Raw genomic sequence first — 15,471 nt, forward strand, 5'->3', positions numbered from 1 at the left:
CGCCCCGCGCCCTCCCCCCGCCCCCCCCCCCCCCCCCGCCCCCCCCGCCCCCCCCCCCCCCCCCCCCCCCCCCCCCCCCCCCCCCCCCCCCCCCCCCCGGTCGGATCGCGCCAGCGATCCGATCCTGCTCAATAGGCCTTGCCGCGGGCCGACACCGGCCAAAGGGTTTCGACCTTGCCGCCGCGCACGCCGACATACCAGTCGTGGACATTGCAGGTCGGGTCGCAATGTCCCGGAACCAGCCGCAGCTTGTCATTGACCTTCAGCACGCCCTTGGGGTCCGCGACAACGCCGTGTTCGTCCGAACACTTGAGGTATTCCACGTCGTCCCGGCCGAAGACGGTCGGCAACCCGCTGTCCACCGACTGCGCCTTCAGCCCCGCATCCACGATCGCCTTGTCGGACTTGGCATGGCTCATCACCGTGGTCAGAATGAACAGCGCGTTCTCCCACTCGCCCTGGTCGATCCGCTGGCCGTCCTTGTCGTGGATCCGGCCGTAATCCGCATCCATGAAAGCGTAGGAACCGCACTGAAGCTCGTTGTAGACGCCCGAATTGCTCTCGAAATAATAGGAGCCGGTGCCGCCTCCGCCCACGATGTCGCATTCGAGCCCGACAGCCTTCAGCGCCTGAAGCGCGTCGGCAACCTGCGCTATGGCGGCGTCCAGCTTGACCTTGCGGTCCTCATAGCTGTCCATGTGCTGCATCGCGCCCTGATAGGCCTGGATGCCGGCAAACTTCAGACCCGGCGCCGCATCGATCAGCTTGGCGATGTTAACCACGTCCTGCGACGTGCTGACGCCGCAACGCCCGGCACCGCAGTCGATTTCGACCAGGGCCTCGATCTCGGTGCCGTGCTTCACTGCGGCCGCGGACAGGTCCTTGACATTGTCCGGATCGTCAACACAGACCAGCACCCGTGCGCCCAGCTTGGGCATCCGCGCCAGCCGGTCGATCTTGGCTAGGTCCGTCACCTGGTTTGACACCATCACGTCCTTGATTCCGCCGCGGGCGAAGACCTCGGCCTCGGACACCTTCTGGCAGCAGACCCCGCAGGCACCGCCAATTTCTTCCTGCAACTTGGCCACGTCCACGGACTTGTGCATCTTGCCATGCACGCGGTGGCGCATCCCGTGCGCTTTCGCATAGTCGCCCATTTTCTTGATGTTGCGTTCCAGCGCATCGAGATCCAGGATCAGACAGGGGGTCTGGATATCCTTTTCATCCATGCCCGGAAGGGCCGGCACGTCATAGCCAACCTCGAGGTTGTCGAAATTCGTCGGTGCGTTCATTGGTTCTCTCCCAGATCAGTTTTTCATCCAAGGCAGCTTGTCGAGATCGACATTGCCGCCGGTAATCACAACGCCGACGCGCTTGCCGGCAAAGACGTCCCTGTTCTTCAGGATCGTCGCCAGCGGCACGGCGCTGCTCGGTTCCATCACGATCTTCATGCGCTGCCAGATCAGTTTCATCGCGTCGATGATGTCCTGTTCGGAGACGGTCAGGATATCGGTGACGTGGTTCCTGACGAAATGCCAGGTCAGGTCCTTCAGCGGCACCTTCAGCCCATCGGCGACCGTTTCCGGCGCGTCATCGGCGATGATGTGTCCCGCCTTGAAACTGCGATAGGCGTCATCCGCCTGTTCCGGTTCCGCGGCATAGATTTTGACCTCGGGCGCGAGACTGGACAGGGTCAGGCAGGTGCCGGATATCATGCCTCCGCCGCCGATCGGGGCGACCACCGCATCCAGCCCGTCCGTCTGTTCCAGAAGCTCGCACGAACAGGTGCCCTGCCCGGCGATCACACGGGGATCGTTGTAGGGATGCACGAAATCTCCGCCGGTGCGCGCCTGAACTTCGGCGAACACCGCCTCGCGGCTGCTGGTCGAAGGTTCGCACTCGGTGATCGTGCCGCCGTATCCGCGCACGGCGGCCTTCTTGGCTTCCGGCGCGGTTCGCGGCATGACCACGTTGCAGGGGATCCCGCGCCGCCCGGCCGCATAGGACAGGGACAGCGCATGATTGCCCGACGAATGGGTGCAAACACCGTGCCGCGCCTCTTCGTCGCTGAGCCCGAAGACCGCATTGGATGCGCCGCGCACCTTGAATGCGCCGGCTTTCTGGAAATTCTCGCATTTGAAGAACAGCTTCGCCCCGGTCAGTTCGTTGAAATAGGACGAGGTCAGGACCGGCGTGCGGTGGATATACGGCTTGATCCGTTCATGCGCCGCCAGCATGTCTTCCAGTGTCGGTATATACATCTCGGTTGCATCCTTCATCATGCGGCCGCCTTCTTCGCTTTGCCGGATCCATGCCGGTAATATTCCTGCGCGGCCGCCACGCCCGATCCCAGCTTGATGTCCAGCCCAAGATCCGCCATGACCATTTCGGCGGTGGCCAGTCCAGACAGCATCATGGCGTCCGTCAGGCTGCCCAGATGGCCGATGCGGAAGACCTTGCCCGCGACTTCGCCAAGCCCGACACCGAAAGCCATACCATATTCGCTCGCCGCGCGCGTCACGATATTCGTGGCATTGAACCCCTCTGGCGTCCGGATCGCGGATACCGTGTCGGAATAGAGATCCGGCGAAACGGCGCAAAGCTCCAGCCCCCAGGCGCTGACCGCGCGGCGGACGCCTTCGGCAATACGGTGATGGCGGGCGAACACATTGTCCAGACCTTCTTCGAACAGCATGTCGAGCGAAAGCTTCAGTCCATTCAACAGACCGACGGGCGGCGTATAGGGGAAGGCGTTCGCATCATAGCCCTTGCCCATGTCCCTGACGTCAAAGAAGGTGCGCGGAAGCCCGGCGGTCGCGGTGGCTTTCATCGCCTTTTCACTGAACCCGACGATGGCGAGGCCCGCGGGCAGCATGAATCCCTTCTGGCTGCCGGTGACGGCGACATCGACGCCCCATTCCTCCATCCGGAAATCCATCGACGCGATGGAACTGACGCCATCCACGAACAGCAGAGCCGGATGACCGGTCGACTCCAGCGCACGCCGGACAGCGGCGATGTCGGATCTGACGCCGGTCGCCGTCTCGTTGTGAGTTGCGAGGACGGCCTTGATCCTGTGGCCGGTGTCGGCTTTCAGCGCCTCTTCATAGCGGTCGGCGGGCAATCCCTGCCCCCAGGGCGTTTCGAGGATACGAACGTCCAGCCCGTGACGCTGGCACATGTCGATCCAGCGATGGCTGAACATGCCGTTGCGCGCGGCCAGCACGGTATCGCCTGCCGAAAGGGTGTTGGTCAGCGCCGTCTCCCAGCCGCCGGTGCCGGTGGACGGGAAGAAGAACACCTTGGCGGTCTCCGATTTCAGCACCTTGCGCACACCGTCGAGGCAAGGGTTCAGGATTTTCCCGAACAAGGGGGACCGATGGTCGATCGTCGGCATGTCGCAGGCCTTGCGCAAGACTTCCGGCATGTTGGTCGGACCGGGGATGAAAACGGGGTTCTGAAAGCTCATTGCATTGCCCTCCTCTGGCGATGGAGCGGACCCTACAGCAAGCCGACTCGGATGGAAATTTTTTTGAAAACATTTTTCATTTTGATGTTTTCCAAAAATATACTTACTTTATAGATAGTTGCATTTTTCATTGAACGGAATAGATTTTCATGTAGAAAGAAAAAAGGAACAGAGTCACTGGAATTCTCCATGAAACCACCCGAATCCCGGCGCAAGGGACGCCCCAAGGGCTTTGACAGCAAACCCTCGCAGAACACGATTCAATCGCTGGATCGGGCGCTGGAGGTTCTCGACACGATCGCCTTGGCGAACGGCCTGTCCCTGACCGAACTTGCAAACCGGCTCGACCAGTCGCCGGCGACCATGTACCGGGTCCTGTCGACCCTCGAGGCGCGCGAGTTCGTGGAAATCGACCCGCTGAACCAGACCTGGCACATCGGTCCCATGGCGTTCCGGCTCGGATCGGCGTTCCTGCGCCGCAGCAGCGTCGCCGAACGCAGCCGTCCCGCGATGCGCGCGCTGATGACGGCCTCGGGGGAAACGTCCAACCTAGGGGTCCAGAAACAAGGCGATGTCATGTTCATCGGCCAGGTCGAAACACACGAAACCATCCGCGCGTTCTTTCCGCCCGGAACCCTGTCTCCGATGCCGGCCTCCGGCATCGGCAAGGCCTTGCTGAGTCGACTGAGCGACGACGCGCTCGACCGTTTCCTGAAATCCTATCCGATGGTCCGTTTCACCGAGAAAACGATCATGGAGCCAGAGGCGCTCAAGGCGGAATTGTCGGCCATCCGGAACCGGGGCTATGCTTTCGACGACGAAGAAAAGACCTTGGGCATGCGATGCGTTGCCGCCCCGATCCTCAACATCTATGGCGAAGCCGTCGCGGGCCTGTCCTTGTCCGGCCCGACCTTGCGCATGCCGCCCGACAGGATCGCGGCTCTGGGCACGCTGGTCAAGGATGCGGCCGACAAGGTCTCGCGCAGCCTCGGAGCACCGGGCGAGACCGCGCGATAGATTGATCCGGGAGCCGGCCTGGTTTGCGGTGCAATGCGCCACGCAAACCAGGCCGCGGCGAGCCGAACCTTTGCAGGCGGTTCAGGATCGCGAGTGCTGCCGATGAAATGCCGGGTTTTCTGGAGTAGGCGGCGGGACTCGAACCCGCGTCATTAGCTTGGAAGGCACGTGCTCTAAATTCGAAAAATCTATTTCCTTCAAAGATATAACGTGATTTAGTGTTGCGTTTTGCAGATGATATGTCGGAAATGATGTTCTGGAGCGGGCGGCGGGAATCGAACCCGCATCTCTTGCTTGGAAGGCAAGGGTCTTACCATTACACAACGCCCGCTCAACAGTTTTGGTCAATATTTCATAGAACTTTTAGGGTCAAGCAATATGTACTCCCACGGACCTGCGGAGCCACATAACAGTCGATCCGTTCCTTCAGTTCGCTTCCCAGTTCCTCCGCCACTTGCCCCCGCGAAAGCGTTCTCCCGATCCGGCCGCGGCAGGATTTTCCGTTGTGACCTGCCCCCTGCCGGTCCCTCATTCAAAACGAAAGTCTGCGGGTCGGTGCACTGCTACCCAACTCTGGACCGCCGGAAGCTGGATTTTCCCGGCTGTCTCACTATAACGGGCTGATCCAGCCTAATGCGGGTGGCGATCACTGCTCATTCGAATTCGAGATCCGCACTGAAGGCGATACGAGTCGTTCAAGAACTTTGGAAATTCAGAGGGAGTTTCACAACATGTCTATCATACGCCTGCTCGCCGCAACATCGACTGCCGCGATGGTCGCCGGTGCCGCTGCGGCGCAAGGGATCGATCTGCCGGAACTCGGTCCCGACGACTTGCTATTCTCGGTCCTGAACATGGATCTGACGGCAGACCCGAAGGTGGATTTCTACCGCTTCGCTGCCGGCGGCTGGCTCGACCGGGTAGAGCGGCCGGCGACCGAGGCGTCGTACAATTTCGCAACGATCCAGCAGAACCGGATTACCCAACAGATCGTCGCCGTCGTCGCCAAGGCGGTCGAAGGGGCGTTGGAGGCTCCGAAGGGCAGCCCGACGCAGCAGGTCGGGGACTTCTTCGCCGCCATCCTGGACGTCGAACACCGCAACGCTCAGGGCATGGCGCCACTGCAGGACGAACTCGACCGGATCGCAGCCATCGCTTCGCTGGACGATCTCACGCGCTACTCCGCGCATTTCCTGACGATCTCCTCCGGGACGATCCTGCTTGGCGGGCTCGGGCAGAGCGGCGATCTGGCAGACAGTTCACGCTATGCTATCTACCAGGGCCCCGGTGAGGCGGGGATCAAGGCCCGCGACGTCTATACGTCGGACGACAACTCGCCGCGGCGGATGGCCTATCGCGCCTACGTCAACGGCACCCTGATGGCGGCCGGCTACGATGCGGCCGAAGCCGAGCGCGTGACGAACCTCGTGCTCGACCTGGAAACGGCGCTTGACGCCGTCCAGCTGACCGACGCCGAAAAGCTGGACTTCAACAATATCAACAACCGGATGTCGTTTGCCGAGGCCAAGGCTCTTGCCCCGAACTTCGACGGCTCGGTCTATCTGGACGAACTCGGGATGCCACTGCCGGAGGAGGTTATCGTGACCCAGCCGGACTACTTCCGGGCCTTGTCGCAGATGCTGGCCGAGCGGCCGCTGGAAGACTTCAAGGACTACGCGCGGTTCCGGCTGATCAACAAGTTCGCGACTGTCCTGTCGACCGACTTCGAGGAACCGCAGCGGGCCTTGTCCGAGGCGTTCTCCGGCGTCCCGACCCTGCGTCCCCTTGCCGAGCGCGTCCTGGGACAGGTGCAGAAGTCGCTGGGCCATCCCCTGGGGCATCTCTACGTTGATGCCTATTACGACGAGGCAACCCGGGAAAAGACCTTCGAACTTATCGGATACATTGTCGACGCATTCGCCGAGCGTGTACCGAGCCGCGACTGGATCAGCGATGCGACCAAGGCCGAGGCGCTGGCGAAGCTCGAAGCCTTCGACAACAAGGTCGGCTATCCCGAGACCTGGATTGACTACACCTCGGTCGAGATCGTTCCCGACGATCCGGTCGCCAATTTGAAGGCCGTCTCCGCTTTCGAGTTCGCCAGGGAGTTGGCAAAGCTCGGCGGGCCGGTGGTGCTAGAAGACTTCAACGCCGAAAGCACGCTTCCGGTGACGATGAACGCCTCGTACAACATTCAGGTCAACGGCTTTCAGATCACCGCCGCGATCTCGCAGCCGCCGGCGTTCCAGCCCGACGCCGATCCGGCGGTCCGGTTCTGCCGCTTCGGCGGAGTGATCGGTCATGAAGCCACCCACGGTTTCGACACGCTCGGCCGCCAGTTCGACGCCGACGGCAACCTGCGGAACTGGTGGACCGACGAAGACACCGCGGCCTTCATCGAAGAGGCGAAGAAGCTGGTGGCGCAGACCGCCGAGACGGAACTCGTGCCAGGTCATGCCGGTAACGGCGCACTATGGGTGACCGAGAACATGGCCGACGTGGGCGGCATCAAACTTGGTTACACCGCGCTGATGAACTACCTCGCCGACCATCCGGAAGAGAACGTCGAGGTCGATGGGTTTACCCAGGCGCAGCGCTGCTTCATCGCCTGGGCGCAGCTCTGGGCCGAGAACGCCGTCGAACCCTATCTCATCAACGTTGCGGAAAGCGGCGATCACCCGCCGAACATCTACCGGACCACGGCACCGCTGCTGCATTTCGACGCTTTTTACGAGGCCTTCGGCATCGAGGAAGGCGACCCGATGTGGCTGCCGCCCGAGAAGCGCGTGAACGCGTGGTAGTGGTACCGCGCGGGCTTCAACCTTCGCACCACCAAGGAGAAAGAACATGACCCTAGACAAAATCCGGGCTCGCTGCCTGGCGGGGCCAGTCGTGCTGGCATGCCTCGCGCTGGGCTCTTCCTACTGCCGGTCGGCGCACAGGCGCAGATGGGACCGGATTACTGGCGGGTGGCTAACGTGCCAGCCAACGACACGCTCAACGTCCGCTCGGGACCAAGTGCCCGCAACCGCGTCGTCGCGCATGCGCCAAACGGTGCGGTGTTCCGCAATCTCGGCTGCGAGGGCACGGGCGACGCGCGCTGGTGCCACCTGGAGACGCCCGACGGCCGCGTGAGCGGCTGGGCCTCGGGGCGCTATCTGGTCGAGTCTGGCGCGCCCAGCACTGGCAACATCTCCGGAAGCAACGAAGTCCCCGAACTGCATGTACGCGGGACCGGCGAGATCGAGGTCCGCTATGCCAGCGGCTGTACGATCCTCTACAACCCCGCCGGGCGTCGGATCAACGCAGGCGGCTCCTGCTCGCAGGCGCAGCTTGCACGAGCGCATCAGGCCGTCGAAGGCCATATGCGCGAAAATGCGAGCTCGGACTTCCACGAAGGCGGCGGCGGTGTCTCGGCAGACGTGAACATCGCCGGCACGGGGACGATCACCAACAACGGCAGCGTCGTGACCGCAAGCATCAGAGGGCACCAGGAAGGACACTACGTTCTGACCATGTTGGGCGATGGCACGACCTGCACTGGGGCAATCAAGCATGCGCCCGGCACCGTGGGCAGCGAAACGACCAGCATTCACTGCACCAACGGGGCGAATGGGTCGGCAATCCTCGGCCAGAACGGCGGTCTGCTGACGTTCAACCTCAACAACGGCATTGCGGGCTTCGTCAAGTTCTGACGTCGTCCAGGCCGGCGCCGGTCGAGACAAGTTACATCGGCGCCGCGCCACAACACCGCTCGTAATCCTAGAATTTAAGGCTAATCGGGATTTCAGCATTCAGGTTTCGTTTCCGAGTTCATGCGGTCGCAGCGAACGACCGGTTCTGATGAGCCACGCCGCAGCAACTTCGAGCAAGTCTAGCGTCCGCTCAGGGCCGCTAATGAAAATCCCGGCTCGGAAACAGCCGCTTGGCCTGATCCCTCGGGTGCATGGCGCGTGAGGCTGGCAGGGAACGTGGGGCGGTGTCTGTTTTGGGGGTGGTCTGGCCGATGGCGCTGTCCATTGGGTGACCGAGATCGGACAGGCGGGGGGAGAGGTCTTCGATCTTCTTGGCGATCAGGTGCACGACGATGCCTTCGCGTTGCAGGTAGCCCGTCACCCGCAACAACCGCCCGCCCATGACGATCCGGCGGAACTGTTCATAGACCTTCGGCCAGACCACCACGTTGGACACACCCGTTTCATCCTCCAGCGTCAGGAAGATCACGCCTGACGCGGTGCCGGGGCGCTGGCGGGTGATGACAAGGCCGCAGACACTGACCCGGCCAAGCGGGATCGTGGCAAGCTTGTCATGGGGGGTCAGGCCGGGGAGCATCGGGCGCAGCAATTCCATCGGGTGGGCGCGCAGGGTCAGGCGCATGGAGACGTAATCCTCCACCACTTCCTCGCCCAGATGCATCTGGGGCAGCACCACATGGGGTTCACGGATGTTTTCGCCATCAATCGGATCGTTGAACAGGGGCAGCGGCGCCTGCCCCCGGACCGCCCGCACCTGCCAGAGTGCATCGCGCCGGGTCAGGCCCATATCGGCAAATGTATCGGCCTCGGCCAGCCGTTCCAGCACTGCGGGCGCCACCCCGGCCCGCAGCCAGACGGATTCAGGGTCGCGGTAGCCATTGCCCCGGGCGGCCACGATCCAATCCGCGTCCTCCTCCCTGAAACTCTTGATCTGCCGGAACCCCAGCCGCAGGGCCAGCGCCCCGTCGGCGCGGCGTTCCAGCGTGTTGTCCCAGCGGCTGGCATTGACGCAGATCGGACGGATCTCGACCCGATGCTCGCGGGCATCGCGCACGATCTGGGCGGGAGCATAAAATCCCATCGGCTGCGAATTCAGCAATGCGCAGGCAAAGACCGCCGGGTAATGGCATTTCAGCCAGGCCGAGACATAGGCGAGCATGGCAAAGGCCGCCGCGTGACTTTCGGGGAAACCGTAATCGGCAAAGCCCTCGATCTGGCCGAAACAGCGCTCGGCGACCTCCTGACTATACCCGTTGGCCAGCATTCCGGCGATGAACTTGTCGCGGTGTTCGCCGATCGTGCCCATGCGCCGGAACGAAGCCAGGGAGCGGCGCAGGTGGTCGGCCTCTTCCGCGCTATAGCCTGCGCCCACCACGGCGATCTGCAATGCCTGTTCCTGAAACAGCGGCACACCGAGGGTGCGCCGCGTCACCGCCTCCAGCGCCGGGCCGAAAGGCTCCGCCTTCTCCTGCCCCTGCCGCCGTTTGATATAGGGCTGCACCATGCCCCCCTGAATGGGGCCGGGACGGACGATGGCAACCTCGATCACCAGATCGTAGAAGGTGCGCGGCTTCATCCGGGGCAGGAAATTCATCTGGGCGCGGCTTTCCACCTGAAACACACCCACCGCATCGGCCAGGCAGAGCATGTCATAAGTCGCGCCATCCTCTTGCGGGACAGCGGCGATGCTGAGGTCATGCCCTTCATGATCCCGCATCAGATCGAACGCCTTGCGGATGCAGGACAGCATCCCCAGCCCCAGAACATCGACCTTGAGGATGCCCAAAGTGTCGATATCGTCCTTGTCCCATTCAATGATGGTGCGGTCCTCCATCGCCGCGTTTTCGATGGGGGCAAGCTCGTCCAGCCGCCCCTTTGTGATGACGAAGCCGCCGACATGCTGGGACAGATGGCGGGGAAACCCGATGATTTCGCCGATCAGGCGGATGGTCTGGGCCAGGCGCCGGTCGGACGGATCAAGGCCAAGCTCTCTGATCCGGTCCGGGTTGGCCCCGCCATTGGAATGGCCCCAGATTTGCCCTGACAGGCCCGCTGTCACGTCCTGTGACAGCCCCATCACCTTGCCCACCTCGCGGATCGCGGCGCGGCTGCGGAAATGGATCACCGCGGCGCACAGGCCCGCGCGGTGGCGGCCGTATTTGGCGTAAATCCACTGGATCACCTCTTCGCGGCGTTCATGTTCGAAATCCACGTCGATATCGGGCGGCTCGCCCCGGTGTTTCGAGATGAAGCGCTCGAACACCATAGCGATCTGATCGGGGGAGACATCCGTGATGCCCAACAGGTAACACAGGATCGAATTGGCCGCCGAGCCGCGCCCCTGACACAGGATGCCCTGCGAGCGGGCGAATTGGACAATGTCGTAAACGGTCAGGAAATATGCCGGGAAGCCCAACTCGGCGACCAGCTTCAATTCCTTGTCCATCAGGTCGTGCACCCGCTGCGGCGCGCCTGTCGGATAGCGCCGCTTCAATCCATCCTGCGTAAGTCGCTCTAGCCGCGCCTGCGGGGTTTCGCCTTCGGAGATTTCATCGGGGTATTCGTATCTTAGTTCGCTCAGATCAAAGCTGCATCGGGATGTGATCTCCAGCGTGCGGCGCAGGGCGGCGGGATGGTCGCGGAACAGGCGCAGCATATCGGCGTGGCCTTTCAGACGGCGTTCCCCATTGGGCAGGGCGCGGGTGCCGATCTGGTCGATCGTGATATGCTCGCGCATGCAGGTCAGCACATCGGCCAGTTGGCGGCGGCTGGCCCGGTGCATCAGCACATCCCCCACCGCCACCATCGGCGCCGAGGCGCGCAGCGCCAGCCCGGCGCATTGATCCAGCCACGCGCGGTCCGACCCGTCATAGCGGGGTGCGGCGCCCAGAAAGACATGTCCGGGATAGCGGCGCTGCATCTGCTGGATATGCGGCAGGGCATCGTCCAGCCCCCCTTGAGGCAGGGCGATCAGGATCATGCCGCGGCACCCGTCCAACAGGTCTGCCCGGTCAAGATGGCACTCCCCCTTTTCCGCCCGCCGCTTGCCAAGGGTCAGAAGACGGGTCAGCCGCTGATAAGCCCCCCTGTCGCGCGGCAGGGCGATCCAGTCCACCGCGCTGTCCCGCAGCACCAGACGGCAGCCCACGATCAGCCTGGGCAGGTGCATGGTGTCCGGTCGCGTGATCGGGTTGGGGTGCCCCACCTCCTGACGCGAGCATTGGTCGACCCGGTGTTGTGAGCGGATGCGGATGGCATTTTCCATACCCCGCTGCAGCTCTTTCAACGCCCTATAGGCCCGCACCACCCCGGCCAGCGAGTTGCGATCCGTGATGGCAATGGCAGACAGGCCGAGCTCGGCCGCGCGGACGACCAGTTCCTCGGGATGGGACGCCCCGGTCAGGAACGTGAAATTGGAGGTCACGCACAGTTCGGTATAGTCACCGCGCGGGCCGAAATCCCCCGGTGGGTCCATTGGCCGGTTGTCACGTACGATTTTTATCATGCGAATTCCCCCTGCACGAACCAGCCGGGGTTTTGCGGCGTGTAGAACAGCCAGAGCCGCCATCCCTGCCGCGTTTCCACATGCCAGTAATCCCGCATCCCGCTGCGCCAGTTGTCATCGGACAGCCACCATTCCGGCGCGATCCGCTCTGGCCCCGCCGCCCGCGCAATGGTCAGCGCCATGCGCCGCCAGCGGAACTGACGGGGTGGGCGCGTTCCGGTTCCGGCAATGGGTTCCGGCAGGAACAGGCGCACAGGGCGCGGGCGCGGGGCCACCCATGGTCCGCCCGGTTCGGACCAGGCAGCGGCGGCGATCAGGAAGCTGCGCTCGGGGATATGGCTGTCGGCGGGCAGGAAGCGTTGCACGTTTTCCAGCCCGATCCGCGTGCCGATCCGGGTGATGAGATCGTCCAGTCGATCCGCCCGCCCCGTGGACACATGGCTGACCTGATCCACGGGCAGCGGCTCGACCTGCACCGCTTCCAACCGTATCTGATCGATGCCGAAGCCCGCATCGGCTTCGCCCACACCGCGCTCGAACAGCGGCAGGATACGGGCGGCCTCGCGGAGCGGGCTGGCCAGACGCAGCTTGACCGTGAGCGCCTCCTGATCGACCCGGCGCAGCGTCAGGCAAAGCCCCCGCGCCCCGGTCTCCTGCGTTTTCAGCTTGGCACAAAGCTGGTCAAGAAGACGTGATGTGGCCGCCATCACATCGTCAAACAAACCGATCGGCTCGGGCAGGCTCATCCTAACCCCGTAATGGGGCGGCTCTTTCAATGGAGTGACCTGCTCTGGCTGGCGTCCAAGCGCCTGATCCAGCCGGAGCAACAATTCTGGGCCGAAACGTCGGGCCAAAGGGGCGCGTGCGGCGCCTTCCAGATCACCGATCCGGCGCAGACCCAGCCGTTGCAGGCCGGTGACGGTACTGTCCTCCAGGCGTAGGGCGGCAACGGGTAATTCTGCCAGGGCCTCGAAGGGCTGGTCAATCTCTGCCCGGCCTTCCCCGAAATGGGCCAATGCCCAGGCCGCGCCGCGCGTATCCCCCAGCCCGATCCGTGCGCTCAGCGCGGCCCGGTTCAGCCGCTGGCGCATATCGGCCAGCATCCTCGCCTCGCCGCCGAACAGATGCGCCGCCCCGGTGATGTTCAGCACCAGGCCATCGTCGCCCTCCAGCCCCACCCAGGGGCAATAGCGCGTGGCCCATCGGCGCAGCACATGCAGGAACCGTGCATCGCCGACGGGGTCCGCCGGGCGGCTTTGCAGATCGGGGCAAAACGCCCGAGCATCGGCAAAACTCATACCCCTGTACAGCCCCTGCCGCTCGGCCTCCATGTTCAGGCAATGTAGCCGCTCTGCATTTGCCTGTTTAAGTGTCAGCGCAAATGGCCCATCAACCGGACGCGCCCGCAGAACCCGGTCGCTCGCCAGCCGGGGGAACCACATGGAGACGACGCGCCTCTGCATCCCATCGAACATGCCAGGCCCTCAATGTTCCTGATTTGTTCTTAATAATTTCCCAGCGCATCAGAGTCGAGTCATCCGCATCGAAAACCGGCGCACATCGCCATCGGGTTTCCGCCGCATTGCTGCCCATCCCCTCGGGGATCAGGCACAGGCCCGTCGATTTCCCCGCCTGCGCGGCAAGCTGCAAGCGCCGCCCTTCACGCAGATCAAGCGGACGGCTGATCTCGATGATGACCAGCGGCACCGCCCTATCCCTGAGCGCCTCTTCCGCGACGGCCAGCGTTTCGGTCTGGTCCCCGGTCTGGGCCAGCAACAGCTTCGATGGATCGAAGAAGGTCGACAGCCCCACAGGATTGATAACCTCTGTCTGCCAGGCCTCCCGCGCCCAAAGTACAGCCCCGACCCGCACCGCCGCGACCGCCGCAAAACTCACCGCCCCCCGCCCACACGCCTCGTGAACACGGGCGTTGCGCAAGGGAAACGGCATGTCGGTGGTCGCGGTCATGTGGTGCATCATAACGGATGGCGAACCGTTTAAGCCACCTCAAAGCGTTTGGTGGCAGAGACCAATGGCTGCTTTGCTTGGCCGCGCCGCAACATCGTGAACCGAGGCCGAAGGTCAACTTTGTGTCGGGTAGCAGACCGAGACCGCTGGGACAGAGGGCAGTCTGCGGCAATTTCGATTTTATCGCAGCGCGGTTGGTCAGACGGAACAAGGGGGTGTTCAGACCCAGGGCCCGGTTCTTCGACGATTCCCGGTATTGGGAATACGGCTGGCGGACATGGGCTGTTCGGCTGCGCGCGAAGATCGTCCGCGTTGTGCTGCCATTGCATGGAGCGCAGCCACTCGGTTCGCAGTCGCGGGATGGGTCGCGAACAGACTGTCATGTTTGTGGGCGTGCAGCGGGTTGATGATGAACAAATGCGCCGTCGCCGGGTTGCGCTCGGCCGCGTTGTTGTCGATCCGAGCCGCGCCCATGGCGATTTTCTCCAGTGCCGAGGCGAGCCAAAGGGGCTGGCCGCAGATCTCGGCTCCGGCTTTGTCGGCAGCGTATTCCCGCGTCCTGCTGATCGCCATCTGCACCAGCGCCGCGGAAATGGGAGCCAGAAACATCACCAGGAGGGTGCCGATCAAACCGAGCCTTTCCCGCGATCCGCCGAAGAACAGCGCGAAGTTGGCCAGCATTGAAATTGCACCGGCAAAAGTGGCAGTGACAGTCATGATCGCGGTATCGTGGTTGCGGATATGGGCCAGTTCGTGGGCGATCACGCCGGCCAGTTCCTCCCTCGTGAGGCTGCGCAGGAGGCCCGAGGTCACGGCGACCGCCGCGTTCGCGGGGTTGCGGCCGGTGGCAAAGGCATTGGGCTGCGGCGTGTCGATCAGATAGATCTTTGGCTCGGGCAGGTTTGCAGTCCGTGCGAGTTCGACGGTCAACGCGTGAAGGCCCATCCGGTCGCCGGGTGTCACGGGCTGAGCATTGTGCATGCGCAGGACCAGGCGGTCCGAGTTCCACCAGGTAAAGGCGTTCATTGCCGCCGCGGCGACAAGCGCGATCATCGCGCCACCCGACCCGCCGATCAGGTACCCCACGCCCATGAAGAGCGCCGTCATCGCCGCCATCAGCATCGCTGTCTTCACATAGCCCATCCTGGTTCTCCGATCTTCACATTCAGGTCGTGAAGGAAATATGGGGAGGTTCCCGACCTTCGCAAGCATGAGCGCCAAGCGCACAGGCAATCCGGACCGTCTTGAGGACGTGGCCGGATGACCGATTTGAGCGGGTCTGTTGATCAACAATTTGTCGCACTCCGTAGACTACTCGGTCTTGACCGGTTCTTTGTCGAGCCTATTCTGGCTCGACCACGAGCACCCGAAATTTGACGGCACATTATGCAAGGCCGAGCGGGGTTCCGCAGTCTGAGGAAAGAAGGTTTGCCACTGGATTCGTTCACTTGATCGGGTGCGGCTTGCCTTCGCCCGAGTATCAGGCTACGGACCGTCGATTGACGGCACCTCCATATGGCGAAGTCACTCTGAAACTGGAGATTGATGACACGGTTTCTTCAGGATTTGATTATGGCGCAGTCAGAACCGTTGTCGATGACGTCACAAAGTTTGCGATCGTGGACAAGGCAGGAGAACTGTCAATCGGCATTGAACTTTGACCCCTTATCGGCGTCCAATATTGACCCCCTTTTGCTGAGCAGGCCCGGCGCTGCGTAGCCCTCACATAGCGCAGCGGCGGCGGGCCTGCGGGGTTT

11 protein-coding genes and 1 tRNA gene are annotated in these 15,471 nt (G+C 63.0%); 4 read left to right on the forward strand and 8 right to left on the reverse strand.

Going from position 1 to position 15,471, the window contains the following annotated elements; all coding sequences use genetic code 11:
* Positions 1–128: 128 nt before the first annotated feature.
* Genes bhcC through bhcA form a run of 3 tightly spaced genes read right to left on the reverse strand, consistent with a single transcriptional unit; the run spans position 129 to position 3,469 of the window.
* Positions 129–1,292 (reverse strand): 3-hydroxy-D-aspartate aldolase BhcC, encoded by a 1,164-nt coding sequence (bhcC, locus tag QO034_RS22145; protein WP_284487687.1) that lies wholly within the window; start codon positions 1,290–1,292, stop codon positions 129–131.
* 15 nt (positions 1,293–1,307) lie between these two features.
* On the reverse strand, positions 1,308–2,279 hold the full coding sequence (gene bhcB, locus QO034_RS22150; protein ID WP_284487696.1) for a beta-hydroxyaspartate dehydratase BhcB: 972 nt from the start codon (positions 2,277–2,279) through the stop codon (positions 1,308–1,310).
* Entirely contained in the window at positions 2,279–3,469 is a 1,191-nt protein-coding gene (bhcA, locus tag QO034_RS22155; RefSeq protein WP_284487688.1) for an L-aspartate--glyoxylate aminotransferase BhcA, read from the reverse strand. Before bhcA ends, bhcB begins: the two co-directional genes overlap by 1 nt.
* A gap of 189 nt (positions 3,470–3,658) precedes the next feature.
* On the opposite strand from bhcA, the gene bhcR reads away from it, so the two are divergent.
* Positions 3,659–4,486, forward strand: coding sequence for an HTH-type transcriptional regulator BhcR (gene bhcR / locus QO034_RS22160; RefSeq protein WP_284487689.1), 828 nt, complete (start codon positions 3,659–3,661; stop codon positions 4,484–4,486).
* A 257-nt stretch (positions 4,487–4,743) separates the two neighbouring features.
* On the opposite strand, the gene QO034_RS22165 is transcribed toward bhcR, so the two are convergent.
* Positions 4,744–4,817 (reverse strand) — tRNA-Gly (locus QO034_RS22165).
* A 442-nt stretch (positions 4,818–5,259) separates the two neighbouring features.
* Here QO034_RS22165 and QO034_RS22170 point away from each other — a divergent pair.
* Positions 5,260–7,287 (forward strand): M13 family metallopeptidase, encoded by a 2,028-nt coding sequence (locus tag QO034_RS22170; RefSeq protein WP_284487690.1) that lies wholly within the window; start codon positions 5,260–5,262, stop codon positions 7,285–7,287.
* Positions 7,288–7,434: 147 nt separating this feature from the next.
* Positions 7,435–8,181, forward strand: a complete 747-nt coding sequence (locus tag QO034_RS22175) for an SH3 domain-containing protein (RefSeq protein WP_284487691.1) — start codon at positions 7,435–7,437, stop codon at positions 8,179–8,181.
* Positions 8,182–8,380: 199 nt separating this feature from the next.
* Here the strand turns inward: QO034_RS22175 and QO034_RS22180 are convergent, their stop codons facing one another.
* The 4 genes from QO034_RS22180 to htpX all read right to left on the reverse strand — a co-directional run bounded on the left by QO034_RS22180 (position 8,381) and on the right by htpX (position 14,857).
* Entirely contained in the window at positions 8,381–11,716 is a 3,336-nt protein-coding gene (locus QO034_RS22180; protein WP_284487697.1) for an error-prone DNA polymerase, read from the reverse strand.
* 26 nt (positions 11,717–11,742) lie between these two features.
* Positions 11,743–13,221, reverse strand: a complete 1,479-nt coding sequence (locus tag QO034_RS22185) for a Y-family DNA polymerase (protein ID WP_284487692.1) — start codon at positions 13,219–13,221, stop codon at positions 11,743–11,745.
* Positions 13,136–13,714 carry an ImuA family protein gene (locus QO034_RS22190; RefSeq protein ID WP_284487693.1) on the reverse strand — a complete coding sequence of 193 codons (579 nt, stop codon included), beginning with the start codon at positions 13,712–13,714 and terminating at the stop codon, positions 13,136–13,138. Before QO034_RS22190 ends, QO034_RS22185 begins: the two co-directional genes overlap by 86 nt.
* Before the next feature lie 219 nt (positions 13,715–13,933).
* A complete protein-coding gene (gene htpX / locus QO034_RS22195; protein ID WP_284487694.1) occupies positions 13,934–14,857 on the reverse strand; it encodes a zinc metalloprotease HtpX in 924 nt (307 codons plus the stop codon).
* 356 nt (positions 14,858–15,213) lie between these two features.
* Here htpX and QO034_RS22200 point away from each other — a divergent pair, with 356 nt between their 5' ends.
* Positions 15,214–15,375, forward strand: coding sequence for a hypothetical protein (locus tag QO034_RS22200; RefSeq protein ID WP_284487695.1), 162 nt, complete (start codon positions 15,214–15,216; stop codon positions 15,373–15,375).
* Positions 15,376–15,471 lie beyond the last annotated feature (96 nt).

Origin of the sequence: Sedimentitalea xiamensis (assembly GCF_030164465.1) — a bacterium.
Taxonomy (GTDB): domain Bacteria; phylum Pseudomonadota; class Alphaproteobacteria; order Rhodobacterales; family Rhodobacteraceae; genus Sedimentitalea; species Sedimentitalea xiamensis.